Genomic DNA, 26,073 nt, shown 5'->3' on the forward strand with positions numbered 1-26,073 from the left:
CAGACCTATTTCGGCCCCCTCGCGCGGCGGGCGGAACCCGGCTCGCGTGGTATCGGACCGACGTGCAGACTACCAAAGATATTCAACCCGCTTTTCACGCCCGGGCTTCCGCGGCGGCGTGCTCACGGCCGGCCCGTAGGCGGGCCAGGCTGCGTTCGCGCCCCAGCAAGTCAAGCGACTCGAACAGCGGCGGGCTGACCGAGGCGCCCGTCGCAGCGACGCGGATCGGACCGAACGCCTTGCGCGGCTTCAACCCGAGGCCGTCGAGCAGCGCCTCCTTCAGGGCCGCCTCGATCGCCGCGGTGGTCCAGTCGCCGATGCCCTCGAGGGCGATCAGCGCGGCATCGAGCACGGGGACCGCCTCGGCCCGCAACTCCTTGGCCGCGGACTTCTCGTCGAGCCCGAACTCCGCATCGTTGAGGAACCGCAACAGCTCCCACGCGTCGGCGAGAACCACGATGCGGGTCTGCACGAGCGCGGCGGCTTCGGCGAACCGGACGTCGTCGAGGCCCGTATCGTGACCGTGCTCGGCGAAGTACGCGCCCAGCCGGGCGACGAACTCGTCCTCGCTCAACATCCGGATGTGTTCGGCGTTGAGCGCGTCGGCCTTCTTCTGGTCGAACCGGGCCGGATTCGAGTTGACGTCGGCGACGTCGAAGGCGGCCACCATCTCGTCGAGGCTGAACACGTCTCGATCCTCGGCGATTCCCCACCCCAGCAGGGCCAGATAGTTCAGCAGACCTTCGGGGATGAAGCCCCGATCGCGGTGCACGAACAGGTTGGACTGGGGATCGCGTTTGGACAGCTTCTTGTTGCCGTCTCCCAGAACGCTTGGCAGATGCGCAAATTCGGGAATCCGGTCCGCCACGCCGATCCGGATCAGCGCCTGGTACAGCGCGATCTGGCGTGGAGTCGAGGACAACAGGTCCTCACCGCGCAGCACGTGGCTGATCTTCATCAGCGCGTCGTCGACCGGATTCACCAAGGTGTACAACGGCTCCCCGTTGCCGCGCGTCAACGCGAAATCGGGTACCGATCCGGCCGGGAACGTCGTCTCCCCGCGCACGAGGTCGCGCCAGCCGACGTCCTCGGACGGCATCTTCAACCGCACCACCGCGCGCCTGCCCTCGGCGCGATACTCCGCCCGCTGCTCCTCGGTCAGGTCGCGGTCGAAATTGTCATAACCGAGTTTGGGATTGCGCCCCGCGGCCAAATGACGTGCTTCGACTTCCTCAGGCGTGGAGAACGACTCGTATGCCTCACCGGCCTCGAGGAGCTTGGCGATCACGTCGCGGTAGAGATCGAGTCGCTCCGACTGGCGGTACGGCCCGTAGGGGCCGCCGACTTCGGGGCCTTCGTCCCAGTCGAGTCCGAGCCAACGCAGCGCATCGAGTATCGCGCGGTAACTCTCCTCGGAGTCGCGCGCCGAGTCGGTGTCCTCGATCCGGAACACGAAGGTCCCGCCGGTGTGGCGGGCATACGCCCAGTTGAACAACGCGGTGCGGATCAGGCCGACGTGCGGCGTCCCGGTGGGCGACGGGCAGAACCGCACCCGGACGGTGTTCGCGTTGGTCATGACTTTCCTTTGCGCACAACAGGATTCGTGAGAGTCCCGATACCCTCGACAGTGATGCTGACGGTGTCGGAGTCCTCGATCGGACCGACACCCTCCGGCGTTCCTGTCAGGATCAGATCGCCCGGCAACAACGTCATCACCCGGGAGATCCACTCCACGATCGCGCCGACGTCGTGGATCATCATCGACGTCCGGCTGTTCTGCTTGACAACGCCGTTGACCTCGGTGCGGATTTCGAGGTCCGAGGGATCGACGTCGGTCACGATCCACGGCCCGACGGGGCAGAACGTGTCATGCCCCTTCGCGCGGGTCCATTGGCCGTCCTTCTGCTGCTGATCGCGGGCCGAGACATCGTTGGCGATCGTGTAACCGAGGATGCTCTCCGCCGCGCGAGCGGCCGGTACGTCCTTGCACGGCCGGCCGATGACCGCGGCGAGCTCACCCTCGAAATGCACGGGGTCGGCGTCGGCGGGCAGCTGGATCAGTACGTTCGGCCCGATGATCGCCGTGTTGGGCTTCATGAAGATGATCGGGTCGTCGAATGTGGCGGAATCCGAACCGCCCCCGGTGCGTGCGGCCATCTCCGCGATGTGGGCGGCGTAGTTCTTGCCCACGCACACCACCTTGGTCGCGAGGATGGGAGCGAGCAGGCGTACGTCGGCCAGCGGCCACTGCCTGCCCGTGAACTGTGGATTGCCGAACGGGTGCTCGGCGATCTCCCTTGCGATCGCCTGCGCGGGGTCGTCGGGTGGGCCCTCGACGCTGACGAATGCGACACCGTCGGGGCTGGCGATTCGGCCAAGGCGCATGGCGTTCAGCCTAGTAGCCGACCCGGTAGCGGCCGCCGACCGCTCCCACGGCAGCGTCGTCTCGGGATATGAGACTGAGATTCAGCATCGTGAGATCGCTGTGCCACGATGGACCGATGTCCGTCGAGCCGCTCACCACCGCCCGGCGATGGTCGCTGCTGTGTATCGCGCTGGCGGCGACGACGAGCGCCAACGTGTTCATCAACGGCGCCGCGTTCCTCATCCCGACGTGGCACGGCGAGCGCGGCCTCGACCTCGCGGCGGCGGGTCTGCTGTCCGCGATGCCGAGCTTCGGGCTCGTGACCACGTTGATCGCATGGGGTTATGTCGTCGACCGTTACGGCGAGCGCATTGTGCTGACGGTCGGTTCGGTGCTGATATCCGCGGCGGCGTTCGCCGCTGCCATCTCCGAATCCCTGGTCGCCGTGGGCGCTTTCCTGTTTCTCGGTGGGATGGCGGCCGCGAGCAGCAACTCGGCCAGCGGTCGGTTGGTGGTCGGCTGGTTCCCGGCCGAACGACGCGGGCTGGCCATGGGGATCCGGCAGACGGCCACCCCGTTGGGAGTCGGGCTGGGAGCGCTGGTGATTCCGCGGCTGGCCGAAAGCCATGGTGTGACTGGTGCGTTGCTCTTTCCTGCGGCGGTGTGCGCGGTGTCGGCACTGGTGTGTCTGGTCGCGGTGATCGATCCGCCACGACCGCCGCGTACCGAGGCGCCGATCGAACACCTCACGAACCCGTATCGGGGGTCCCCTGTGCTGTGGCGGATTCACGCCGTTTCGGTGCTGCTCGTCGTGCCGCAGGCGGTGGTGTGGACCTTCACGCTGGTGTGGTTGATGTCGGAGCACGGCTGGTCGGCGGGCTCGGCCGGCCTACTCGTCATGGTGGCCCAATTGCTCGGCGCCGCCGGGCGTATCGCGGCGGGGCATTGGTCGGATCGGTCGGGTCACCGGCTTCGCCCGATCCGTGCGATTGCCGCCGCCGCGGCGCTCACCATGGGCGCACTCGCGTTGTCGGACTGGCTGCACTCTCCGGTCGCGGTGGCGGTGATGATGGTGGCTTCGGTGATCACGGTGTCCGACAACGGGTTGGCGTTCACCGCCATCGCCGAGATCGCCGGGCCGTTCTGGAGCGGCCGCGCTCTGGGCACCCAGAACACGAGCCAGCATCTCGCGTCGGCGGCCGCCGCGCCGCTGTTCGGGGGCTTGATCGGGGTCGTCGGTTATCCGGCTGCGTTCGCCGTCTGCGCACTGTTCCCGCTCGCGGCGATCCCGATCGTGCCCGCCGACTCGTCGGGTTCGCGGAAACCTGCGCCGGGCCTGTGATTCGGCAGTGTCAGTTCCAGGCCAGCTTTCCCACGAGCGTCGTCAGTCTCCGCCGGGCGACCACTTGTGCCGTTGCCCGCCTCCGAGCGAATAAGTCGCTCACAGCGAAGTATTCGCTCGGAGGTGGGAAGTACGGGGACACAGTCGCCGGGGGTAGAGAGGCGGCCGTGGCCGCCGAAATCGGTGACCCGCGCTACAAATAGCCTGCGATCCGGTCGCCGACCGCGGTGGTGGACAACTTCTCGTCACCGCGCGTGGCCAGATGCTGCTCGACGGCCTTGTCGACGCGAGCGGCCGCATCCGTCTCGCCGACATGGGCCAGCAGCAATGCGACCGACATGATCGCCGCGGTCGGGTCCGCGATCCCCTGGCCCGCGATGTCGGGGGCGCTGCCGTGCACGGGTTCGAACATCGAGGGATTGGTGCGCGTGGCATCGATATTGCCGCTCGCCGCAAGGCCGATACCGCCACACACCGCGGCGGCGAGATCGGTGACGATATCGCCGAACAGGTTGTCGGTGACGATCACATCGAAGCGGCCCGGGTCGGTGACGAGGTGGATGGTCGCGGCGTCGACGTGCTGGTAGGCGATCTCGACGTCGGGGAAGTCGGCGGCGAGTTCCTGCACGGTGCGCCACCACAGCGCGCCGGCGAAGGTCAAGACGTTGTTCTTGTGCACCAGCGTCAGATGCTTGCGGCGCTGGTGCGCGCGGACGAACGCGTCCGTCACGACGCGACGCACACCGAAGGCGGTGTTGACGCTGACCTCGGTGGCGATCTCGTGCGGTGTGCCGACACGGATCGCCCCGCCGGTGCCGGTGTAGGGACCCTCGGTGCCTTCCCGCACGACGACGAAGTCGATGTCGGGGTTGCCGGCCAGCGGGCTGTTCACGCCGGGGTACAGCCGGCCGGGCCGCAGGTTGATGTGGTGGTCGAGTTCGAAGCGGATACGCAGCAGCAGACCACGCTCGAGCACGCCGCTGGGCACCGACGGGTCCCCGATCGCGCCGAGCAGGATCGCGTCGTGCCCGCGGAGTTCGTCGAGCACCGACACGGGCAGCACCTCTCCGGTGGCGTGGTAGCGGCGGGCACCGAGGTCGTAGGCCGTCTTGTCCACGCCCGGAAGCACCGCGTCGAGAACCTTGACGGCCTCCCCGACGACCTCCGGACCGATCCCGTCGCCGGCGATGACCGCCAGTTTCATTGCCGAAGTCACGACAGATCAACCACTTCCAACAGCATCGCGCCGACGTCCTCGGCGATGGTGGACCGGACGTCGGCGGGAACGTCACGGTCGATGCGCAGCAGTATGGTCGCGCCGGGGCCTTCGGCGTCCTCGCTCAACTGGGCGGCGTGGATGTTGATGCCCGCCGATCCGAGGATGGTGCCGATCTTGCCCAGCGTGCCCGGCTTATCGACGTAGTTGATGATCAGGTAGACGCCCTCGGCCCGCAGATCGAAGTTGCGCTCGTTGATCTGAACGATCTTCTCGACCAGTTGTGTACCGGTCAGCGTGCCTGCGACATTGGCTGTCGATCCATCGGCATAGACGGCCCGCACGTCGACCACGCTGCGGTGGTTGGGACTCTCGCTGGCGGTGCTGATCTCGGCCTGTACACCCCGCTCGGCGGCGAGCGCGGGTGCGTTGACGAACGTCACGGGATCTTCGATGACTGCCGAGAACAGTCCGCGCAACGCCGAAAGGCGAAGCACCTCAACGTCTTCGGCGGCGAGCTCACCCTTTACCTGCACCGCCAGCGACACCGGCAGCTCGCTGCACAACACACCGACCAGCAGGCCGAGCTTGCGAACGAGATCCAGCCACGGCGCGACTTCCTCACCGACGACTCCCCCGCCGACGTTGACCGCGTCGGGAACGAACTCCCCGGCCAGGGCCAGCTTCACGCTGGCCGCGACGTCGGTGCCCGCCCGATCTTGGGCCTCGGCGGTGGACGCACCGAGATGCGGCGTCACGACGACCTGCGGCAGCTCGAACAGCGGGCTTTCGGTCGTGGGCTCGTTGGCGAACACATCGATGCCCGCCGCGCGTACATGACCCGAGCGCACGGCCTCGGCCAGCGCGTCCTCGTTGATCAGGCCACCGCGAGCGGCGTTGACGATGATCACGCCGGGCTTCGTCTTGGCCAGTGCCTCCTTGCCGATCAGTCCCGCCGTCTCCGGTGTCTTGGGCAGGTGCACGGAGATGAAGTCGGCCCGCTCCAGCAACTCCTCGAGGCTGCACAGCTCGATACCGAGCTGTGCAGCGCGGGGCGCCGACACATAAGGGTCGTAGGCGACGATGTGGGTTCCGAACGCGGCCAGGCGCTGGGCCACCAGCTGGCCGATGCGGCCAAGACCGACAACGCCGACGGTCTTGCCGTAGATCTCGGTGCCCGAGAACGACGACCGTTTCCAGGTGTGCGCGCGCAGCGACGCGTCGGCCGCGGGGATCTCGCGCGCCGCGGACAGCAGCAAGGCCAGGGCGTGCTCGGCCGCGCTGTGGATATTGGAGGTCGGCGCGTTGACCACCAGCACACCCCGGGCGGTGGCGGCGTCGACGTCGACATTGTCGAGGCCCACTCCGGCGCGGGCGACGATCTTGAGCTTGGGCGCGGCGGCGAGCACCTCGGCGTCGACGGTCGTCGCGGAGCGCACCAGCAGCGCGTCGGCATCGGCCACCGCGGCCAGCAGCTTGGGCCGGTCCGGACCGTCGACCCAACGGACTTCGACCTGGTCACCGAGGGCGGCGACCGTCGACTCGGCCAATTTGTCGGCGATCAATACAACGGGCAGACTCACGCGGTCAGCCTAATGGGCTTGAATGTCCGGGTGGCGGGTGGGAGAAACGCAGAGGTGGTGGGCGGGAGAAACGCGAGCGTGGACGTCACCGTCGTGGGCAGCGGACCCAACGGATTGGCGGCTGCCGTCATCTGTGCCCGGGCCGGACTGTCGGTTCAGGTGCTCGAGGCGCAGCCGACCCTGGGAGGCGGCGCGCGCACGCTTCCGGACCCGGAGTTCCCCGGCGTTTGTCACGACATCTGTTCGGCCGTTCACCCACTCGCGCTGGCGTCGCCGTTCCTAGGCGAATTCGACCTGCCCGCCCGCGGCGTGAGCTTGCGGGTGCCCGAGGTCTCCTACGCCAATCCACTTCCCGGAGCGCGCGCCGCGATCGGCTACCACGATCTCGCCCGAACCGTCGCGGAGCTCGAGCACGGGCACTCGTGGCGCAGGTTGTTCGCACCCTTGGTGGAACGCGACGGCGCCGTTCTCGACCTGCTGCTCGGCGACAAACGCTCGGTGCCGAGCAATCCGATCGCCGCCGTCCAGGTGGCGAGCCGGCTGCTCGAGCAGGGCACTCCGGCATGGGGTGCGCTCAAGGGTGCCGACGCGCGCGCATTGTTCAGCGGCGTTGCCGCGCATGTGATCTCGCGTATGCCGTCGTTGGTGTCGGCGGGTGGGGGCCTCATGTTGGCGACGCTCGCGCACACCGTCGGCTGGCCCATCCCCGTCGGAGGCAGTCAGGCCATCGCCGATGCGCTGATCGAGGACCTCCGTGCGCACGGAGGCGTGATCACGACCGGTCACGAGGTCACCGAACCGCCCAGCGGCGTCGCACTTTTCGACACCGCTCCCACGGCGCTGGCTCGCATCTACGGTGACAAGCTGCCCCGTCGTTACGCAAAAACATTGCAGCGATATCGGTTCGGGCCCGGCGTTGCCAAGGTCGACTTCGTTCTCTCCGAGGATGTGCCGTTCACCGATGAGCGCCTACGCCGGGCCCCCACGCTGCACATGGGCGGCACCCGCGAGCAGATGGCTCATGCCGAGCGGGAGATCGTCGTCGGGCGGCACCCCGAGTGGCCGATGGTGCTCGCCGCGCTGCCGCACCTGCAGGATCCGAGTCGCATCGACGACGGGGGCCGCCGACCGCTGTGGACGTACGCGCACGTCCCGAACGGGTCGACGGTCGACCAGACCGAGCGCATCACCGACATCTTCGAACGCTTCGCTCCCGGCTTCCGCGACATCGTCGTCGCCGCCCGGTCCGTTCCCGCCGCGCGCCTGTCCGAGCACAACGCCAACCTCGTCGGCGGCGACATCGGCGTCGGTGGCAATACCCTCTTGCATGCGCTGACGGGGCCGACTCCTCGACTGAACCCCTGGACCACGCCGATCCCCAGGGCATATCTGTGCTCGTCGGCGACGCCGCCCGGCGGCGGGGTGCACGGTATGGCGGGTTATTTCGCCGCACGCACGGTGTTGCGCCGCGAGTTCGGCATCACGACCATGCCCGCGCTGTCTCCCTGATTCGACCGTGCTAATCGATGCACTTTCGATGCATAGGGTGCGGCCAGATCGGGTACCCCGATTGAGTTCGGCCGATTCGGGTACCTGTCATCGCATCGAGTGAAGGGGACGCTGCTTGAGCGGTATCAACGGAAACACGCGGACCCCCCTCCTGCCGATGACGCATCTCGCCGGTCCACCCAGAGGGTTGATGACCACACCGTTCCCCGTCTGGCGCGAGACGATCCGGGGTGAGGTGCAGCGGTCACTCAACGACTTCGTCAAGACGCGCTGCGCCGACGATCTCAAAGCGGCGGGAGTCGAGATCACCGCTGACGTCCTGCAGGATTTCGTCGACGGCGGAAAGTGCGTGCGCTCGACCTTCGTCTACCTGGGTTGGTTGTGCAACGCCGACGACGATCCGGGTGCGCTGCGGGCGGCGGCGAGCTTCGAGTTGCTGCACGCGTTCGCGCTGTTGCAGGACGACGTGATGGACGGTTCCCCGCTGCGCCGCGGGCGACCCTCGGCTCACGTCAGGTTCACGCAGTGGCACCGCGAACGGGCGTTGTCGGGTTCACCCGAACGTTTCGGTGAGGCCGCGGCCGTCCTTCTCGGTGATCTGTGCCTGGTGTGGGCACAGCAGATGTTCCGGGAAAGCGGCATCGACGAGACGGCGCTGGCGCGTGGTTGGCCGCGATACGACGCGATGCGCACCGAACTCGCCGTCGGCCAGTTCGCCGACCTGGTCAACGATGCCGCCGAATTCCCGGACTGGGAACGGGTTCTCGACGTGTTGCGGCGCAAGTCGGGCAACTACACCGTGCGCAGACCGCTGGAGATCGGCGCCGATATGGCCGGCTGCCCGTCCGGGGTGCTGACGGTGCTCGGCGGGTACGGCGAGGCGGTCGGCGAGGCCTTCCAACTGCGCGACGACGTCCTCGGCATCTTCGGGTCTCCCGAGATCACCGGTAAGCCGGCGGGCAGCGACCTGTTCGAGCACAAGGCGACCAGCGTCGTGGTGGCCGCCTACCGCCTCGCGGACGCGACCCTCCGCCGCGACCTCACCCGACTGATGAGCGCCTCCGACCTGGACGACGAAGACATCCGGGAGTGGCGAAAGCTGATCGTCGCGACCGGCGCATTGGAATGGGTTGAACAGCTAATCGATTCGCGGCTTGCCCATGCACTCGACTTGATCGACAACCGCCAGCTGAATCCGGTGATCCGCACCGCGCTGGCCGACATGGCCGCGGCCTGCACAGAACGGGCCGCCTGATGCGCATCGTCGGGGGCCGCACCGACCACGTCGTGGTCGTCGGCGCGGGGTTGTCCGGGCTGTCGGCGGCGCTACAGCTCGCAGGCCGCGGTCGTACCGTGACGGTCCTCGAACGCGGACGGCATCCGGGTGGCCGCGTCGGCCGCCTCGACGTCGACGGCTATCGCCTCGACACCGGACCGACGGTGCTGACGATGCCCGACATCATCGACGACGCGTTCGCCGCCGTCGGCGAAACTACTGCGGACCGACTGGAGCTGATCAACGTCGACCCGGCATACCGCGCGTCGTTCGCCGACGGCAGCTCGCTGCACGTCCACGCCGACGCCGACGCGATGGCCGCCGAGATCGAGGGGTTCGCCGGCCGCGACCAAGCGGACGGTTATCTGCGCCTTCGTAATTGGCTGACCAAGCTGTACCGGGTCGAGTTCGACGGGTTCATCGCCGCGAATTTCGACTCGCCGTTGTCGCTGCTGACACCGCAGCTTGCCCGGCTGACCGCCATCGGCGGCTTCCGGCGATGGGACAGGATGGTGCGTCGCTTCATCAGCGATGAGCGACTGCAGCGGGTGTTCACCTTTCAGGCCTTGTACGCGGGCGTGCCGCCGCACCGCGCGCTGGCGGTGTACGCCGTGATCGCCTACATGGACACGATCTCGGGTGTGTACTTCCCCCGCGGCGGTGTTCGTGCGTTACCCGACGCACTCGCCGCGGCCGCGACTGACGCCGGGGTCGAGTTCCGTTACGGTTCAGCGGTTTCGGCGTTGGAGCGCACAGGCGACCGGGTGGTCGCGGTGCACACCGAGCGCGGCGACCGGATACCCGCCGACGCGGTGGTGCTGACCACCGAGTTGCCCGACACCTACCGATTGCTCGGCCGCACACCGCGGCGTGCGCTGCCGCTGCGGCCCGCACCGTCGGCGGTGGTGGCCCACGTCGGCTGCCGCACAGTGGGCCCGGGCGTCGGGCACCACACCATCGTCTTCGGTGACGAGTGGGAGAAGACGTTCACCGATATCATCGACGACGGACGCGTGATGTCGGACCCGTCGCTGTTGGTGACGCGGCCCACCGCCGGCGACCCGTCGCTGGCGCCCGCAGGTCGGGACCTGCTGTACGTCCTCGCTCCGGCACCCAATTTGGCAGTGGGACAGGTCGATTGGGCGTCGACGCGCGACGATTACGTGAGCCAGATGCTGGGTGTGGTGAGCGCGCGGCTCCCGCAGGTGGGGGTCGACGCCGAGGTGCTGCACGTCGTGGATCCTGCGGACTGGGCGCGCCAGGGGATGGCCGCCGGAACTCCGTTCGCGTTGGCGCACACGTTCGGCCAGACCGGCCCCTTCCGTCCCGCGAACACCGTTCGCGGCATCGCCAACGTGGTGTTGGCGGGCTCGTCGACCGTCCCCGGGGTCGGTGTGCCGACCGCGCTGATGTCCGGGCGGCTGGCGGCCGACCGAATCACTGGCCTGCCGGCCCGGCGGGCCCGTAGCCAGGTGGTGCAAGCATGATCGGTTCCGAACTCGATGCCGCAGGCGTACACGACCCGGCACTGCGCGAGGCGTATCGCCGGTGCCGCACGATCAACGCCGAACACGGCCGCACGTTCTTTCTGGCCACCCGGCTGCTCGCGCCCGAACAGCGTCCCGCCGTGCACGCGCTGTACGGTTTCGCCCGCCGCGCCGACGACATCCTCGACGACTTCGATCCCGCGCTCGGCATGAACGAGCGCGCCGATCGGCTGCAGCGGCTGGCCACCCAGCTGTTCAACCGACTCGCGCAGGGCAGCTGCGACGACGGCGATCCTTGTCTGGCCGCGGTGGTGCACTGCGCACGTCGCTACGGCATCGCGTGGGAGCTGTTCGACGACTTCCTCGGCTCGATGCGCATGGACCTGACCGTCACCGACTATCCCGACCGGGCCGCGCTCGATCGCTACATGTACGGCTCGGCGGAGGTCATCGGTCTACAGCTGCTGCCGGTACTCGGCACCGTCGGTCCCCGCGAGGAGGCCGCACCGTATGCGGCAGCGCTCGGAAAAGCGTTCCAGCTCACGAATTTCCTGCGTGACATCGACGAGGACCTCGAGCGCGGCCGCGTTTATCTGCCCGCCGACGAACTGGCCGCATACGAGGTCGACCGCGATGTGCTGACCTGGTGCCACGAGAACCGTCGCACCGACGCGAAGGTGCGCCGGGCGCTGGTCGAACAGCACGCGATCAACCGGCGCGTGTACGACTTCGCGCGGCGCGGCATCGCTTGTCTCAGCCCGCGGTCGCGGCCCTGCGTGACGGCCGCTCTCACCCTGTATTCCGAAATCCTGGACCGCATCGAGGAAATCGACTTCGCCGTGTTCAGCCAGCGCGCCACCGTCGGCACAGGCCGCCGCCTCCGCGTGGGGTGCGCCGGGCTGCTCGAGGCGTGGAAGGCACGGCGCCGGGAAGCCAAGGCGTGACGATGGACAAATGGCATTACCTGTTGGTCCTGGCCGCCTGTCTGGTGATCACGGCGCCGTTGGAGATCTTCGGTGACGGCGTATACCGGCAGGCTCGGCGGGCCGCGGCCGCTGTGCTGCCCGTGGCGGCGGTGTTCGTGATCTGGGATGTGATCGCCATCTTCGCCGACGTGTGGACGTACAACCCCAAGTACGTCACCGGAATCGACATCCCGGGCGTGATGCCGATCGAGGAACTCCTGTTCTTCCTCGTGATCCCACTGTGCGGGTTGTTGACCTACAACGCCGTGAGCACGATCCTAACCTGGACGCAGACGCGGTCACGACGTTCGCGGCACCCCGTGGAGCAAGCCAAATGACCGGACTCGGCTACACGGTGCCCGCCGTGCTCGGGGTGATCGCCGTGTGCGCCCTGGAATTGGGCGTCCTGCGCACCGGACTGTTCCGCAAGCCCGCGTACTGGATTTCGATGGCGATCGTGCTCGGCTTCCAGATACCGGTCGACGGTTGGCTCACGAAGCTGAGCGCGCCGATCGTGATCTACGACGAACGGCACACCAGCGGGATTCGCTTCCCGTTCGACATCCCGGTCGAGGACTTCCTTTTCGGCTGGGCGATGGTCACCGCGGTGCTGCTGCTGTGGGAGCGGCAGCGGCTACGCGCACAGAAGAGGGGCGCGTCGTGAAGGTCAATGCGGGCCGTGACGCCGATGACCCCTCGGATGTCCCCGCCGCCTTCGACGAAGGTGCGCCCGCCTACGACACGCTGGTCGACTCCAATCCCGGATATCATGCCCACCTTCGCATCTCGGCGCAGCGGATGCGGTTGCCCGATGAAGGCCGCGGGCTGCGGCTGCTGGACGCGGGATGCGGCACGGGGGCATCGACCGCGGCGCTGCTGTCGGTGGCGCCTCACGCCGAGATCGTCGGCGTCGACGGCTCGGAAGGCATGCTGGCCGAGGCGAGGGCCAAACAGTGGCCTCCGTCGGTGCGGTTCGTGCACAGTCGGATCGAGGACCTCGCCGCCGCCGGCGTCAGTGGCCCCTTCGACGGCATCTTCGCCGCGTACCTCGTCCGCAACCTGCCCGACCCCGACGCCCAGCTGCGTGAGTTCCGCGGCCTGCTGCGGCCGGGTGCGACGCTGGCCGTCCACGAGTATTCGGTCCGTGACTCACGGCTCGCCACCGCTGTGTGGAACGCCGTCTGCGCCGCGATCATCATTCCCAGCGGTCGCCTCCGCAGCGGTGACGCATCGCTGTATCGATACCTGCGACGCAGTGTGAACCGCTTCGACGGAGCCGTCGAGTTCCGAAACCGCCTGCTCCGCAACGGATTCACAGCGGTGCGCAGCGAGACGATGCCGGGCTGGCAGCGCAACATCGTGCACACGTTTCTCGCCGAGGCGCCACGATGACCGATCCTCGCCGCATCACACACTCGGCGCCGACACCCGACGTCGGAGTACGTCGGGACAAACCGCGCGTGGTCGTCGTCGGCGGCGGTATCGCCGGTCTGGCCGCGGCCACCGGTCTGGCCGAACGCGGTGTGAGCGTCGACGTCCTCGAACGCGAGACGTACCTCGGTGGCCGCGTCGGCGGGTGGACCGACTCGCTCGACGACGGCTCCCCCGTCGCCATGAACCGCGGCTTCCACGCCTTCTTCAGGCAGTACTACAACTTGCGAAACCTGTTGCGGCGCATCGACCCAACACTGGGCATGCTGACTCCGGTCTCGGACTACCCGCTCGTCGACGCGCACGGTCGACGCGACACGTTCCGTGGTCTGCCGCAGACGCCACCCTGGAACGCGGTGGCCTTCGCGCTGCGCAGCCCCACGTTCCGGTTCCGTGACCTGGTACGGCTCAACGCCCGCGCCGCGGCGCCCCTGGCCGCGGTGTCGGTCCCGGAGATCTATGACCACCTGGACCACGTCGACGCCGACACGTTCCTGCGTGACATCAACTTTCCCGAACCCGCCCGCCACCTGGCCTTCGAGGTCTTCTCCAGGAGCTTCTTCGCCGAACCGACCAACCTCTCGGCCGCCGAGTTGGCGACGATGTTCCACATCTACTTCCTGGGCTCCAGTGAGGGCCTGGTGTTCGACGTCGCAAACGCGAACTTCGACACTGCGCTGTGGAATCCGCTGCGCGCCCATCTGCAATCGCTGGGGGTCCGGGTCCACACCGGGGTGTCGGTGACCGAGATACGCACCGGCAACCGGTTCACGGTGCACTCCGACGGAGGTGACCCCGTCGAGGCCGACGGGGTGGTGCTCGCCACCGACGTCTCCGGCCTTCAGCACATCGTCGGCAATTCGGCGTCGCTCGGCGACGAGGAATGGCGCTCCCGGATCGCTGAGATGGGCACTGCCGCACCGTTTGTCGTGCAACGCCTGTGGTTGGACCGGCCCGTCGATGCGGAACGTGCGGCTTTTCTCGGGACAGGTGGACGACCGCCGCTGGACAATGTGAGCGTGCTGGACAGATACGAGCGCGAGGCGGCGACGTGGTCGCGCCGCACCGGCGGTTCCGTGGTGGAGTTGCACTCGTATGCGGTGACCGACAGGACACCGGACGTACTCGAGCGGCTACCGCTGCGGATGGCCGAACTGTATCCCGAGACCGCCGCCGCCAGAATCGTCGGCGAACGGGTGCTGTGCCGTCAGGACTGCCCGCGCTTCGCTCCGGGTGACTTCGCGCGCCGCCCGACGGTCGCCACGCCGCACGCCGGCCTGGCACTGGCCGGCGACGGTATCCGCATCGACCTGCCGGTCGCGCTGATGGAGCGGGCCGCCACCACCGGATGGTCGGCGGCCAACCTGCTGCTGAAGCGCTTCGGCCTCACCGGCCACGACCTTCAGACGGTACCCACCCAGGGTCGCTTTGCCCCGCTACGGCGACTGGCCGAAAGGCAGTACGCATGACCATGCTCGCCGAACTCAAGGCCCGATTGGCGAAAACCACGCCGTTTCACGTGCTTCCACGCACGGCGTGGTCAAGTCAGCGGCCCACGTACGACGATGCCCAACCGTCGTTGATCCACGGTGCGCTGCGGCGCTCACAACGCAGGCCGAGCGGAAACTGGTATGCGTTCGCGGCCAGCAACACCATCGGCGAGCGACCGGTCAGCGCCACCGTCGGCGGCATCGAACTGGTCGCGTGGCGCGCCCAGGACGGCGTGCTCGCGGCTGGTCCGGCATCCTGCCCGCACCTCGGCGCGGACCTGTCCACCGGAACCGTCGAGTGCGGCACGTTGATCTGCTCGTGGCACGGCCTGCGTTTCGACGGCGGCCGGACCTGGAGCTGGCGGCCATACCCGGCCCACGACGACGGGGTGCTCGCGTGGGTCCGGCTGGACGCGTTGGGAGGTGAAATCCCCACCGAGGCACCGATATTGCCGAGGCGACCGGACGAGCCGCGGCTGTCGGCGGTGACGCGGCTGGTCGGCACCTGCGAACCCGGCGACGTGATCGCCAACCGGCTCGACCCGTGGCACGGGGCGTGGTATCACCCGTACTCGTTCACGCGGCTGGAGGTGTTGTCGGCGCCGGCCGCCGACGACGACGTCCCCGAAGACGCCGACCGCTTCCTCGTCGCGGTCACCTTCCGGATCGGGCGACTCGGTGTCCCGGTGATCGCGGAGTTCACCACACCGGAGCCGCGCACCATCACCATGCGCATCATCGACGGGGAAGGCACGGGAAGCGTGGTCGAGACGCACGCGACGCCGGTCGGTCCCGGCCGCGACGGCGCGCCCCGCACCGCGGTCATCGAGGCGGTCATCGCACATTCCGACCGCCCTCGTTTCGTGCATGCACTTCGGGGCGCGCGACTGATCACCCCGTTCATGCGCTATGCGGCCACCCGATTGTGGCGTGACGATCTCGCCTACGCCGAACGGCTTTACCAGCACCGATCGAGGGCGTGAGCCCGTTTCGCGCGGAGTCGCCCGGGTATCCCGCCGGGATGGGCAAGGACATCGACAAGGGCGACAAAGTGCAATGGAAAAGTCACGGCACCACCGTCACCGGGACGGTCGAAGAGAAGATCACATCGGACACGAAGGCCGCCGGTCGCACGGTGCGCGCCGATTCCGATAACCCGCAGTACCGGGTGCGCAGCGACAAGAGTGGCCGTGACGCGGTACACAAGCCGGAATCGCTGAAAAAGAAGTAGTCACCTCGCCGAGCGACCGAGGACTCGGCGGGGGCTACTCGTCGGTGACCTGGGGTCGCGACCCCTGTAAGTCGGGCTCGTCGAGAAGCGGTATCTGTTCCATGGCCCACGGGCTGATCGACCAGGGCAGCCCGACCGCCGAGCGAAGTTGCTCCCAGGAGACCCACATCCACTCCATGACCTCACCGGGATCGGGGTGCAGCCGCCCGTCGCAGCGGGCGAAGAACACCGGACAGATCTCGTTCTCGACAGTCCCGTCGGCGGCGACCGCGCGGTACCGGAAGTCGGGCAGCACACAGACCGGGGCTTGAATCGACACACCCAATTCCTGCGCGGCGCGGCGGCGTACCGCATCTTCGACCTGTTCCCCCGGCGCCGGGTGTCCACAGAACGAGTTGGACCACACCCCCGGCCACGTCGTCTTGCCCAGAGCTCGCCGGGTCAAGAGCACGCGACCGTCCCCGTCGAACAGATAGCAGGAAAACCCCAGGTGTAGCGGTGTGGCGGCGTGGTGCACCGTGGTCTTGGCGGCGCTGCCGATCTGACGCCCCTGTTCGTCGAGGAGGACGACGGACTCGTCCGTCGTCGGCTGGTCCGTCGGCGTGGTCGTCGGCGTGGTCACTGAAGACACCTCATCTATGTACCCAAATCCGCCGAACTGACCGACGCATGGACGATGCACCCGGTCACAGCGGCGATACACACCACTCGACGGCCTCGCGCAGGCTGTGCACCCGCGTGGCCGGAACACCGCGGGGGGCGGCGTCCCACCCGGCCCCGCCCAGCACGACCTCAGCATGCGCGGTCGCCGCCACGACCATGTCCATGTCGGCGGTATCGGCCGTGTGCGACCACAGCACCAGTCGGGCGGGAGACCCCACGCGGCCGAGCGCCTCGGTCAGCGCCGCGACCGGAACGTCGGCGCCGAGCATCAACGCGCCGCGTCCCTGTTCGGCGAGGGCAGCGCGAAGCGCCTCGAGCGGCAGAACATGCGCTTCGCGGGCAGTACACGCCAGGACGATCGCCGTCGACCCGTCGAGGTGCATGAGCGGCGTGCCGTGCAGCGAGCGCGACACCGCCCACGACAGGGCGTGCTCGACGTCGACGCAGCCGCCGTCCTCCTCCTGCTTCGTGACGATGGCCGCGAACGCTGGCCGGACCATCAGGTCCCACGTATCGACCACCCCGAAGTGACGCAGGTGGGTCTGCAGGAGCCGACCCAGCGAGGTGAGGTCGAGCTCGAATGCGGCCGAGACCAATGCGTCGACGTCGCCGCGGCGCGGCGCGACGGCTCCGGTGGCGAGTTGGGCGGCGCTGCGGGCGCTGGTGCCCTGTCCGATGAGCTGGTACATGTGCTGCACGGCGGCGACGTCGTTGTCGCTGTAGAGCCGGTGCCGGCCCGGGCGGTGCTGTGATGGCCCGACGCCGTAGCGCTGGCTCCAGCTGCGCAGTGTCGCGGTCGGCACGCCGACGCGCTCGGCCACCACGCGGACGGTGTACCGCGGTGTGTCAGCGTCATCCATGGGAGCCTGCTCACTGGGGTATCGGCCTAGCGAGTGTTCACCGTCAGCGCCGTGACCAAACCATCAATGCTGAAACGATGCAGTTGTTCGCTATGTGGACATAGCCGCGGCCGGTAGCGGGTACCTGAAGCGCCATGACCGATCAGCAGAAGGACGAACAACACAGCCGCCCCGAGGGACTCGACGACGCGACCGTCGAGGCCGTGGGCGGGGTCTCGGAGGCGCTGGAGTGGGTGGAACGGGCGCGCGGACATCTGTATTCGTTCCACCAACTGATGGGCCGTGCCGATCTTCTGCTCGGCGAGTCGTGTGACAAGTTGCGCGACGCCGGTCACGACGGCGTCGCGGAGCGTCTGGAGACCGAATTGGTCGGTCGCAACGTGCTTTACGGCCGCTGGACCTTCCAGATCGTCGAGGACTTCGACGACAGCTACTGGTCGGTGTTCCGCGACCACGAACGCCGGGTGCGCGACGAGCTCCAGCAGGGCCGCAGGCACGTGTTCGAGTCCGAGATGAAGGAGCGGCGCCGCACCCCAGGTCGCCCGGGGCACGAACACCGCCCCTGATTCGGGTGATTTGTGGAGCGGCAGCGGCGGTGAACGCCGCCGCGGCTCCACGAATCGCGGTCTAAGCCGTCTCGGTGATGGGCCGGTCGACCCAGCTCATCAAGTCGCGCAGCTTCTTGCCGGTCACCTCGATCGGATGCTCTGCGTTCTTCTTGCGCAGCGCCTCGAGCTCCTTGTTGCCGCCCTCGACGTTGGCCACGAGCTTCTTGACGAAGGTGCCGTCCTGGATCTCTGAGAGAATCGCCCGCATCCGCTCCTTGGTGTCGGCGTCGATGACCCGCGGCCCGGACAGATAGCCGCCGAACTCCGCGGTGTCGGACACCGAGTAATTCATCCGCGCGATGCCGCCCTCGTACATCAGGTCCACGATCAGCTTGAGCTCGTGCAGCACCTCGAAGTACGCCAGCTCCGGTGCGTAACCGGCCTCGACCATGACGTCGAAACCGGTCTTGACGAGTTCCTCTGTGCCGCCGCACAACACGGCCTGCTCGCCGAACAGGTCGGTCTCGGTTTCGTCCTTGAACGTGGTCTTGATGACGCCTGCGCGGGTGCCGCCGATGCCCTTGGCGTACGACAGCGCCAGCGCCTGCCCCTCACCCTTGGGGTCCTGATCGATCGCGATCAGGCAGGGCACGCCCTTGCCGTCGACGAACTGCCGGCGCACCAGGTGACCCGGACCCTTCGGGGCGACCATGCCGATCGTGACGTTGGCCGGCGGCTTGATCAGGCCGAAGTGGATGTTGAGGCCGTGGCCGAAGAACAGCGCGTTGCCGTCCTCGAGATTGGGTTCGATGTCGCCTGCGAAGATCTCGGCCTGTGCGGTGTCGGGCGCCAGCAACATGATGACGTCGGCCCACTTGGCGACCTCGGCGGGCGTGTCGACCTCGAGGCCCTGCTCGGTGACCTTCTCACGCGACTTCGAGCCTTCCTTGAGGCCGACCTTCACCTGTACGCCGGAGTCGCGCAGGCTCAGCGAGTGCGCGTGACCCTGGCTGCCGTAGCCGATGACGCCGACCTTGCGTCCCTGGATGATCGACAGGTCCGCGTCGTCGTCATAGAACATCTCTACTGCCACTGAATTTCCTCATCTCTCAGTTGATTTAGGGCTACTCACTTGGTTTCGCGCTCACTTGGCGGTGCCGATACCACGGGGACCGCGAGACAGCGACACCACGCCGGACTGCACGATCTCGCGGATTCCGAAGGGCTCCAACACCCGCAGCAGCGCCTCGAGCTTCTCGGGCGTGCCGGTCGCCTCGACCGTCAACGACTCGGTGGACACGTCGACGACCTTCGCGCGGAACAGGTTCACCGCCTCGATGACCTGGCCGCGGGTCGACGCGTCGGTGCGCACCTTGATCAGCGCCAGCTCACGCGAGACCGAGTTCTCTTCTTCCTGCTCGACGATCTTGATCACGTTCACCAACTTGTTGAGCTGCTTGGTGATCTGCTCCAACGGCGCTTCGTCCACGCTGACGACGATGGTCATCCGCGACATGTTCTTCTGCTCGGTCGCACCGACCGCGAGGGACTGGATGTTGAATCCACGCCGGGAGAACAACGACGCGACCCGCGCCAGGACACCGGGTTTGTCCTCGACCAGCACCGACAACGTCTGCGTAGTGGCGGTACTCATCAGGCGTGCCCTTCTTCCGGATCGTCGAACAGCGGACGGATGCCACGCGCGGCCTGGATCTCGTCGTTGCTCGTGCCCGCCGCGACCATGGGCCACACCTGGGCGTCCGCGCCGACGATGAAGTCGATCACCACGGGACGATCGTTGATCTCGCGCGCTTGGCGGATTACGTCCTCGACGTCTTCGGCTCGCTCACAACGCAGTCCGACGCAGCCGAGCGCCTCGGCGAGCTTGACGAAATCAGGGATGCGACGCGAGTGGGTGGCCAGATCCGTTTGGCTGTACCGCTCCTCATAGAACAGCGTCTGCCACTGGCGCACCATGCCGAGGTTGCCGTTGTTGATGAGCGCCACCTTGATCGGCGCACCCTCCACCGCACAAGTCGCCAACTCCTGGTTGGTCATCTGGAAGCAGCCGTCGCCGTCGATCGCCCACACCTCGGCTTCCGGGCGGCCGAACTTCGCGCCCATCGCCGCGGGCACGGCGTAGCCCATGGTGCCCAGGCCGCCGGAGTTGAGCCACGTCTTCGGGTTCTCGTACGAGATGAACTGCGCGGCCCACATCTGGTGCTGGCCGACGCCGGCGACATACACCGCGTCGGGCCCGGCCATCTTGCCCAGCGTCTCGATGACGTACTCCGGGGACAGGCTTCCGTCGCTCTGCGGCCCGTAACTCAGCGGGTAGGTCGCCTGCACGCCGCGCAGGTACTCCATCCAGTTGTCGATCTTGAGCGTGACGCCGTCCCGGCGCTCCGCCCCAATCGCGCCGTCCCGGCGCTCCGCCCCAATCGCGCCGTCCCGGCGCTCCGCCCCAATCGCGCCGTCCCGGCGCAGGGCCACGACCAGGTCGGCGATCACGGCCTTGACGTCACCCACAATCGGCACGTCGGCGTGACGGTTCTTGCCGATTTCGGCGGGGTCGATGTCGGCGTGGATGACCTTGGCCTCCGGCGCGAAGGAATCGAGCCGCCCGGTCACCCGGTCGTCGAAGCGGGTGCCCAGTGCGATGAGCAGGTCGCTGCGCTGTAGGGCGGCCACCGCGGACACCGTGCCGTGCATGCCGGGCATGCCCATGTTCTGCGGATGACTGTCGGGGAACGCGCCGCGCGCCATCAGCGTCGTGACGACCGGAATTCCGGTCAGCTCGGCCAGTTCCAGCAGTTCGGCGCTGGCTTCGCCGCGGATCACGCCGCCACCGACGTAGAGCACCGGCTTGCGGGCCGCGGCGATCAGCTTCGCGGCCTCGCGGATCTGGCGGTTGTGCGGCTTGGTGTTCGGCTTGTAGCCCGGCAGGTCGATGCGCGGCGGCCAGCTGAACGTGCACAGCCCCTGCAGAACGTCCTTGGGGATGTCGACGAGCACCGGTCCCGGGCGGCCCGACCCCGCGATGTGGAACGCCTCGGCGATCGCCTGCGGGATCTCGTCGCCGCTGCGCACCAGAAAGTTGTGCTTGGTGATCGGCATGGTGATGCCGGAGATGTCGGCTTCCTGGAAGGCGTCGGTACCGATCAGTCCACGCCCGACCTGGCCGGTGATCGCCACCACCGGGATCGAATCCATGTGCGCGTCGGCCAACGGCGTCACGAGGTTCGTTGCGCCGGGCCCCGACGTGGCCATCATCACGCCGACCTTGCCTGTCGCGTGGGCATAACCGCTGGCCGCGTGCCCGGCGCCCTGCTCGTGACGGACCAGGATGTGGCGCAGCTTCTTGGAGTCGAACAACGGGTCGTACACCGGCAGCACCGCGCCGCCCGGGATCCCGAAGATCGTGTCGACGTCGAGTTCCTCCAGCGACCGGATGACCGCCTGGGCACCGGTCATCTGTTGTGGCGCAGCACGATTGGCTGATGCGGGCGCAGACTTGGCCGGAGGTTTCGTGACATGTCCGTCGTCGGGCACGGTTGCCGCCACCTGCTCCAGCGGTCGGGTTGTCGGTGCGCTCACGGTGTTCGTTCTCCTCAATCCTTTTTCGGATCGGTCTCTAGGGTCTCAAATTCGGTTCGGGCAAGAAAAAACCCTCGTCAGCCGGGCTGCTGTACGAGGGTCGCGCGTTGGTGCCGGAGTTATGCCCGAGTAAGGGCGAGCGCGGCATCAACGCGCTTCCCGATTACTACGAGCAACCCCAGGGCCTGCATAACCGTCGACGGTAGCCTCTGCACTGGTCACAGGTCAAATTGCGGCACGGTGCGAAGATGGCGGGGTGAGTCCCGAGGCCGCGCCCGCCCCCGTCGTCATCCGCATCTCCCCCATGGCGCATTTCGCCGTCGCCTTCCTGGCGTTCAGCATGCTTTCGCTGGTTCTCGCGGGCGTCACCTGGGTGGCGGCGCTGCTGATCATCCCGGTCGTGTTGTCGGTCTTCGTCGCGCGTCACCGCACGGTCGCCGACCGCGACCACGTGACCGCGCGAACGCTGCTGGGCAGCGAGACTGTCGACTGGGACGACATCGACGGCCTGCGATTCGGCAAGGGGTCATCGGCCTACGCCCACCTCAAGGGCGGCAGGGATCTGCGGCTGCCCGCGGTGACGTTCGCGACGTTGCCGCTGCTGGCCGAAGCCAGCGGCGGGCGTGTGCCCAATCCGTATTCGAAGGACTAGGCGAACGGGTTGCCGCCGTTGAGCAGCACCCAGATCGCCACACCCGCGCCCGCGCCGAGCACCAGCGCGCCGAGCGATCCGAGGAACGGCCGGCGCGCCCACCCGCGTCCGGCGTCGAACCCGTACCGGCCGGGCCCGGTCAACACCAGCGCCGCCACCGCACAGGTCAGGAACACCTTGTACTCGTGTCCGTCGGTGAGGAAGTCCGACAGCCGCGCCTCCTCGTGGGCGACCATCGCCTCGGCCAGGACGCCGGTCACGAGATAGGCCAGCGCACCCGCGGCGGCGACGGGAGTGAAGAGACCCAGGATGAGCAGCACCCCGGCGGCGATCTGCCCGAAGGCGCCGACGTAGGTCAGGATGTCGGCATAGCGAAAGCCCATATCGGACAGCTCCGCCTCCCATCCGTTGAGCCCGGGGCCACCCCACAATCCGAATGCCTTCTGCAGGCCGTGGCCGACGAACAGGGCGCCCACCGCGAGCCGCAACAGCAGAAGGCCGAGGTCGAGCGTGCCGCGGCGCTCCGGCGAAGCCCGGAACGGATCGGGGCCGATCTCCGCCGGTTCGGCCGAGTAGTCGAGTGCATGCCGGCCGCCGGGCTGCACGTACGGCAGCGGCTCGGGATCGTTGAGCAGCCCGAAGCCCGTGGAGACCGGCGCACCGGTGGTCGAGTCGTAATGCGGGATCGCGGTGGTCTCGAAGTCGCCGGCGTAGCTGGCGGACGGGAGGTCGTCCTCGGGGTCGACCAGGCTTGCCGACACGGGCCGCCCGGGCGCGTCGTCGGGCCGCTGCCAGGCGCGTGGGTCATTGGAATGACTGGTCACCATGCCAGCGTAAGTGCTTGTCACCCGGTAATCGGGTATTGGCGCGGTGCTTTCGGGGCCTTAATTCGCGGACGTTTCGCGCTGCCGTCCAGCGGGTGTGCGTGGCGCACCCGTCCGAATGATCCGTAACCTGGCTCGCATGAAACTGCGCCGGCCGATGCGGGGTGTGCTCGCCGTGGCGTGCGCGGCGTTGCTCGCCGGGTCGGGCTGCGCGCGGTTCGACGATGTGCAGTCGCAACCGTTCACCACCGAGCCCAAGCTCGAGCCGGGCCCGACGTCGACGCCGCCCCCCCCCCCCCCGCTGCCGCCGACGCCTTTTCCCAAAGAGTGCCCGGCGCCCGGCGTCATGCAGGGCTGCCTGGAAAGCACCAGCGGCCTGATCATGCTGCCCGACAGCCAGTCGGCCCTGGTCGCCGAGCGCACGACCGGTGTGGTCAAAGAGGTGTCCGTCCGGGCCGAACCGAAGGTCAAGACCACGCTGCCGGTCGACGGGTCGGGCGACGGCGGGCTGATGGACATCGTGTTGTCGCCGACGTACCAACAGGACCGGCTGATGTACGCCTACGTCAGCACCCCGACGGACAACCGCGTCATCCGCATCGCCGACGGCGACATTCCCAAGCCGATCCTGACCGGCATCCCGAAGGGTGCCACCGGCAACACTGGCGCATTGATCTTCACGAGCCCGACGACGCTGCTGGTGCAGACCGGCGACGCGGGCAACCCCGCCGATGCCGCCGGTCCGGGATCGCTGGCTGGTAAGGCGTTGCGGATCGAGCAGCCCACCACGGTCGATCAGGCCCCGACGACCACCGCGCTGTCGGGCTTGGGCGCCGCGGGGGGTATGTGCATCGACCACTCGGACGGATCGCTGTACATCACCGACCGCGCCCCCTCCGGTGACCGGCTGCAGCGCATCACCAAGGATTCCAAGACCTCGACGGTGTGGACCTGGCCCGACCGACCCGGTGTTGCCGGCTGCACCGCCGTCGACGGGTCCGTCCTGGTCAATTTGGTCAACACCAAGCAGACCGTCGCCGTGCGGCTCGCGCCTGAGACCGGGGCGGTGACCGGCGATCCCGAGGTGGTGCGCCAGGACCAGCACGGCCACGCCTGGGCGCTGGCGATGTCGCCCGACGGCAACATCTGGGGCGCCACGATCAACAAGACCGCAGGCGATGCGGGGAACCTCGACGATGTGGTCTTTCCGCTGTTCCCGCAGGGCGGCGGCTTCCCGCGCAACCCGGCGGACAACACCTGATCGCCTGCGCGGCAGGAACTTTCAGCCCTCGACGGTGCGCAGGCCGATGACGCCGACGACGATCGCGGCGAGAAACGCCACCCGTGCGGCGCTCGCCGGCTCCCCGAGCAGAAGGAAGTTGTCGGCGATCGCTGAAGCAGCCATCGGGGCTTGGAACGGCCTGACTGGGATCTGACACCGGACGCCATGCTCCACATTGCAGCCAAGGCTGTGGTTCACCGACCCACAGCCCTGGCTGCGATCTCACGACACTAGCTGCAGGCCGCCAAGACCAGCTCGCGCACGCGTGACGCGTCGGCCTGACCCTTGGTGGCCTTCATGACGGCGCCGACGATCGCACCCGCGGCCTGCACCTTGCCGCCCCGGATCTTCTCGACGATGCCGGGATTGGCCGCGAGCGCCTCGTCGACGGCGGCCTGCAACGCCGAATCGTCGCGCACGACCTCCAGTCCGCGGTCCTTCATCACCTGCTCGGGCTCGCCCTCGCCGGCGAGCACACCCTCGACGACCTGACGCGCCAGCTTGTTCGACAGCTTGCCCTCGTCGACGAGCTTGACGACCGCGGCCACCTGTGCGGGCGTGATCGGAAGTGCGTCGAGTTCCACTCCGGCTTCGTTGGCCTTCTGCACCAGGAAATTTCCCCACCACGCCCGGGCCGCGTCGCTGGACGCGCCCTGTTCGACGGTGGCCGCGATCAGATCGAGCGCACCGATGTTGACGAGGTCCCGCATGACCTCATCGGAGATCCCCCAGTCGTCTTGAATCTTCTTGCGCAGCACCCACGGAAGCTCGGGGATCGTGGCACGCAACCGCTCGATCCACTCCGCATCGGGAGCTACCGGTTCGAGGTCGGGCTCGGGGAAATACCGATAGTCCTCGGCGGTTTCCTTGCTGCGCCCCGGTGAGGTGTGCCCGTCCTCGTGAAAGTGCCTGGTCTCCTGGGTGATTCGACCTCCGGACTCGAGAACCGCTGCCTGGCGGCGCATCTCGTATCGGACGGCGACTTCGACGCTCTTGAGCGAGTTGACGTTCTTGGTTTCGGTTCGCGTGCCGAATTCCTTCTGCCCTATCGGTTTGAGCGACACGTTGGAGTCACAACGCATCGAGCCCTGGTCCATGCGGACATCAGAGACGCCGAGACCGCGTAATAGATCCCGCAGCGCCGTCACGTAGGCGCGCGCGATCTCGGGGGCGCGCTCACCGGCGCCCTCGATGGGCTTGGTGACGATCTCGATCAGCGGCACACCCGAACGGTTGTAGTCGATCAGCGAGGTCGTCGCGCCCTCGATGCGACCCGTCTCACTACCCAGATGGGTCAGTTTGCCGGTGTCCTCCTCCATGTGCGCGCGCTCGATCTCGACGCGCCAGGTCGAACCGTCGTCGAGCGGCACGTCGAGATGGCCGTTGATCGCGATCGGCTCGTCGTACTGCGAGATCTGGTAGTTCTTCGGCATGTCCGGATAGAAGTAGTTCTTCCGCGCGAATCGGCACCACGGCACGATCTCGCAGTTCAGCGCGAGCCCGATCCGGATCGCCGACTCGACGGCCTTCTGGTTGAGCACCGGCAGCGACCCGGGCAGACCCAGGCAGACGGGACACACCTGGGTGTTGGGTTCGGCGCCGAACCTGTTGGCGCAGCCACAGAACATCTTGGTCGCGGTGGACAACTCGACGTGGACTTCCAGGCCGAGCACGGGCTCGTAGCGCGGAACGACGTCGGCGTAATCCAGCAGGTCGGCGGTCGCAGCAGTCATGACCCCGATCCTAGTGAGC

The 26,073-nt window shown here is 67.8% G+C and carries 26 protein-coding genes; 14 read left to right on the forward strand and 12 right to left on the reverse strand.

All coding sequences use genetic code 11. The features are described from left to right. Positions 1 to 94 precede the first annotated feature (94 nt). Positions 95 to 1,576, reverse strand: coding sequence for a glutamate--tRNA ligase (gene gltX / locus AU193_RS12645; RefSeq protein ID WP_064422730.1), 1,482 nt, complete (start codon positions 1,574 to 1,576; stop codon positions 95 to 97). Then, positions 1,573 to 2,385 (reverse strand): fumarylacetoacetate hydrolase family protein, encoded by an 813-nt coding sequence (locus tag AU193_RS12650; protein ID WP_064422731.1) that lies wholly within the window; start codon positions 2,383 to 2,385, stop codon positions 1,573 to 1,575. Before AU193_RS12650 ends, gltX begins: the two co-directional genes overlap by 4 nt. A gap of 116 nt (positions 2,386 to 2,501) precedes the next feature. On the opposite strand from AU193_RS12650, the gene AU193_RS12655 reads away from it, so the two are divergent. After that, positions 2,502 to 3,707: an MFS transporter gene (locus AU193_RS12655; protein WP_064422732.1), complete on the forward strand. Its 1,206-nt coding sequence runs from the start codon at positions 2,502 to 2,504 to the stop codon at positions 3,705 to 3,707. A 193-nt stretch (positions 3,708 to 3,900) separates the two neighbouring features. Here AU193_RS12655 and AU193_RS12660 read toward each other — a convergent pair whose 3' ends face one another. Together AU193_RS12660 and serA are read right to left on the reverse strand one after the other, a co-directional pair. Further along, on the reverse strand, positions 3,901 to 4,911 hold the full coding sequence (locus AU193_RS12660; protein ID WP_064422733.1) for a 3-isopropylmalate dehydrogenase: 1,011 nt from the start codon (positions 4,909 to 4,911) through the stop codon (positions 3,901 to 3,903). 8 nt (positions 4,912 to 4,919) lie between these two features. Continuing rightward, the gene (serA, locus tag AU193_RS12665) at positions 4,920 to 6,506 is read right to left on the reverse strand and encodes a phosphoglycerate dehydrogenase (RefSeq protein WP_064422734.1); all 1,587 of its coding nucleotides are present in this window, start codon (positions 6,504 to 6,506) and stop codon (positions 4,920 to 4,922) included. Positions 6,507 to 6,584: 78 nt separating this feature from the next. Here serA and AU193_RS12670 point away from each other — a divergent pair, with 78 nt between their 5' ends. From AU193_RS12670 to AU193_RS12715, 10 genes are all read left to right on the forward strand, one after another. Further along, positions 6,585 to 8,015, forward strand: coding sequence for an NAD(P)/FAD-dependent oxidoreductase (locus tag AU193_RS12670; protein ID WP_064422770.1), 1,431 nt, complete (start codon positions 6,585 to 6,587; stop codon positions 8,013 to 8,015). A gap of 190 nt (positions 8,016 to 8,205) precedes the next feature. Continuing rightward, entirely contained in the window at positions 8,206 to 9,270 is a 1,065-nt protein-coding gene (locus AU193_RS12675; RefSeq protein ID WP_064422735.1) for a polyprenyl synthetase family protein, read from the forward strand. Continuing rightward, positions 9,270 to 10,778 (forward strand): phytoene desaturase family protein, encoded by a 1,509-nt coding sequence (crtI, locus tag AU193_RS12680; RefSeq protein WP_064422736.1) that lies wholly within the window; start codon positions 9,270 to 9,272, stop codon positions 10,776 to 10,778. The genes AU193_RS12675 and crtI overlap by 1 nt, the downstream gene beginning before the upstream one ends. Further along, the gene (locus tag AU193_RS12685; RefSeq protein ID WP_064422737.1) at positions 10,775 to 11,722 is read left to right on the forward strand and encodes a phytoene/squalene synthase family protein; all 948 of its coding nucleotides are present in this window, start codon (positions 10,775 to 10,777) and stop codon (positions 11,720 to 11,722) included. Before crtI ends, AU193_RS12685 begins: the two co-directional genes overlap by 4 nt. Positions 11,723 to 11,724: 2 nt before the next feature. Further along, complete coding sequence (locus AU193_RS12690) at positions 11,725 to 12,081, forward strand: lycopene cyclase domain-containing protein (protein WP_064422771.1); 357 nt, start codon at positions 11,725 to 11,727, stop codon at positions 12,079 to 12,081. Then, a complete protein-coding gene (locus AU193_RS12695; RefSeq protein WP_064422738.1) occupies positions 12,078 to 12,407 on the forward strand; it encodes a lycopene cyclase domain-containing protein in 330 nt (109 codons plus the stop codon). The genes AU193_RS12690 and AU193_RS12695 overlap by 4 nt, the downstream gene beginning before the upstream one ends. After that, positions 12,404 to 13,135: a class I SAM-dependent methyltransferase gene (locus tag AU193_RS12700; protein ID WP_064422739.1), complete on the forward strand. Its 732-nt coding sequence runs from the start codon at positions 12,404 to 12,406 to the stop codon at positions 13,133 to 13,135. The genes AU193_RS12695 and AU193_RS12700 overlap by 4 nt, the downstream gene beginning before the upstream one ends. Next, entirely contained in the window at positions 13,132 to 14,643 is a 1,512-nt protein-coding gene (locus AU193_RS12705; protein ID WP_064422740.1) for an FAD-dependent oxidoreductase, read from the forward strand. The genes AU193_RS12700 and AU193_RS12705 overlap by 4 nt, the downstream gene beginning before the upstream one ends. Next, a complete protein-coding gene (locus tag AU193_RS12710) occupies positions 14,640 to 15,647 on the forward strand; it encodes a DUF5914 domain-containing protein (protein ID WP_064422741.1) in 1,008 nt (335 codons plus the stop codon). The genes AU193_RS12705 and AU193_RS12710 overlap by 4 nt, the downstream gene beginning before the upstream one ends. Before the next feature lie 38 nt (positions 15,648 to 15,685). Next, positions 15,686 to 15,895, forward strand: coding sequence for a DUF2945 domain-containing protein (locus tag AU193_RS12715; protein ID WP_064422772.1), 210 nt, complete (start codon positions 15,686 to 15,688; stop codon positions 15,893 to 15,895). Positions 15,896 to 15,929: 34 nt separating this feature from the next. Here AU193_RS12715 and idi read toward each other — a convergent pair whose 3' ends face one another. Both idi and AU193_RS12725 read right to left on the reverse strand, forming a co-directional pair. Next, entirely contained in the window at positions 15,930 to 16,517 is a 588-nt protein-coding gene (gene idi / locus AU193_RS12720; protein ID WP_064422742.1) for an isopentenyl-diphosphate Delta-isomerase, read from the reverse strand. 64 nt (positions 16,518 to 16,581) lie between these two features. Continuing rightward, positions 16,582 to 17,418, reverse strand: a complete 837-nt coding sequence (locus AU193_RS12725; RefSeq protein ID WP_064422743.1) for a MerR family transcriptional regulator — start codon at positions 17,416 to 17,418, stop codon at positions 16,582 to 16,584. Positions 17,419 to 17,552: 134 nt separating this feature from the next. Between AU193_RS12725 and AU193_RS12730 the strand changes: the two genes are divergently transcribed. After that, positions 17,553 to 17,984, forward strand: coding sequence for a hypothetical protein (locus AU193_RS12730; protein ID WP_064422744.1), 432 nt, complete (start codon positions 17,553 to 17,555; stop codon positions 17,982 to 17,984). A gap of 61 nt (positions 17,985 to 18,045) precedes the next feature. Here the strand turns inward: AU193_RS12730 and ilvC are convergent, their stop codons facing one another. The 3 genes from ilvC to ilvB form a co-directional block, all read right to left on the reverse strand. Further along, positions 18,046 to 19,047 carry a ketol-acid reductoisomerase gene (ilvC, locus tag AU193_RS12735; RefSeq protein ID WP_172798295.1) on the reverse strand — a complete coding sequence of 334 codons (1,002 nt, stop codon included), beginning with the start codon at positions 19,045 to 19,047 and terminating at the stop codon, positions 18,046 to 18,048. A gap of 63 nt (positions 19,048 to 19,110) precedes the next feature. Then, positions 19,111 to 19,620 (reverse strand): acetolactate synthase small subunit, encoded by a 510-nt coding sequence (ilvN, locus tag AU193_RS12740; protein WP_064422746.1) that lies wholly within the window; start codon positions 19,618 to 19,620, stop codon positions 19,111 to 19,113. Beyond that, positions 19,620 to 21,440, reverse strand: coding sequence for a biosynthetic-type acetolactate synthase large subunit (gene ilvB / locus AU193_RS12745; RefSeq protein ID WP_371259194.1), 1,821 nt, complete (start codon positions 21,438 to 21,440; stop codon positions 19,620 to 19,622). The genes ilvN and ilvB overlap by 1 nt, the downstream gene beginning before the upstream one ends. Positions 21,441 to 21,867: 427 nt before the next feature. Here ilvB and AU193_RS12750 point away from each other — a divergent pair, with 427 nt between their 5' ends. Beyond that, positions 21,868 to 22,215: a PH domain-containing protein gene (locus tag AU193_RS12750; protein ID WP_064422748.1), complete on the forward strand. Its 348-nt coding sequence runs from the start codon at positions 21,868 to 21,870 to the stop codon at positions 22,213 to 22,215. On the opposite strand, the gene AU193_RS12755 is transcribed toward AU193_RS12750, so the two are convergent. Continuing rightward, on the reverse strand, positions 22,212 to 23,039 hold the full coding sequence (locus AU193_RS12755) for a DoxX family protein (protein WP_064422773.1): 828 nt from the start codon (positions 23,037 to 23,039) through the stop codon (positions 22,212 to 22,214). The two genes, AU193_RS12750 and AU193_RS12755, sit on opposite strands and share 4 nt — an antisense overlap. A 139-nt stretch (positions 23,040 to 23,178) precedes the next feature. Between AU193_RS12755 and AU193_RS12760 the strand changes: the two genes are divergently transcribed. Then, positions 23,179 to 24,300 (forward strand): sorbosone dehydrogenase family protein, encoded by a 1,122-nt coding sequence (locus AU193_RS12760; RefSeq protein WP_064422749.1) that lies wholly within the window; start codon positions 23,179 to 23,181, stop codon positions 24,298 to 24,300. A 21-nt stretch (positions 24,301 to 24,321) separates the two neighbouring features. Here AU193_RS12760 and AU193_RS23730 read toward each other — a convergent pair whose 3' ends face one another. Continuing rightward, positions 24,322 to 24,444 (reverse strand): hypothetical protein, encoded by a 123-nt coding sequence (locus AU193_RS23730; protein ID WP_256364339.1) that lies wholly within the window; start codon positions 24,442 to 24,444, stop codon positions 24,322 to 24,324. A 107-nt stretch (positions 24,445 to 24,551) separates the two neighbouring features. Further along, positions 24,552 to 26,054 (reverse strand): Asp-tRNA(Asn)/Glu-tRNA(Gln) amidotransferase subunit GatB, encoded by a 1,503-nt coding sequence (gene gatB, locus AU193_RS12765; RefSeq protein ID WP_064422750.1) that lies wholly within the window; start codon positions 26,052 to 26,054, stop codon positions 24,552 to 24,554. Between the last annotated feature and the right edge of the window lie 19 nt (positions 26,055 to 26,073).

Origin of the sequence: Mycobacterium sp. GA-1285 (assembly GCF_001499905.1) — a bacterium.
In the GTDB taxonomy this organism is placed as follows: domain Bacteria; phylum Actinomycetota; class Actinomycetes; order Mycobacteriales; family Mycobacteriaceae; genus Mycobacterium.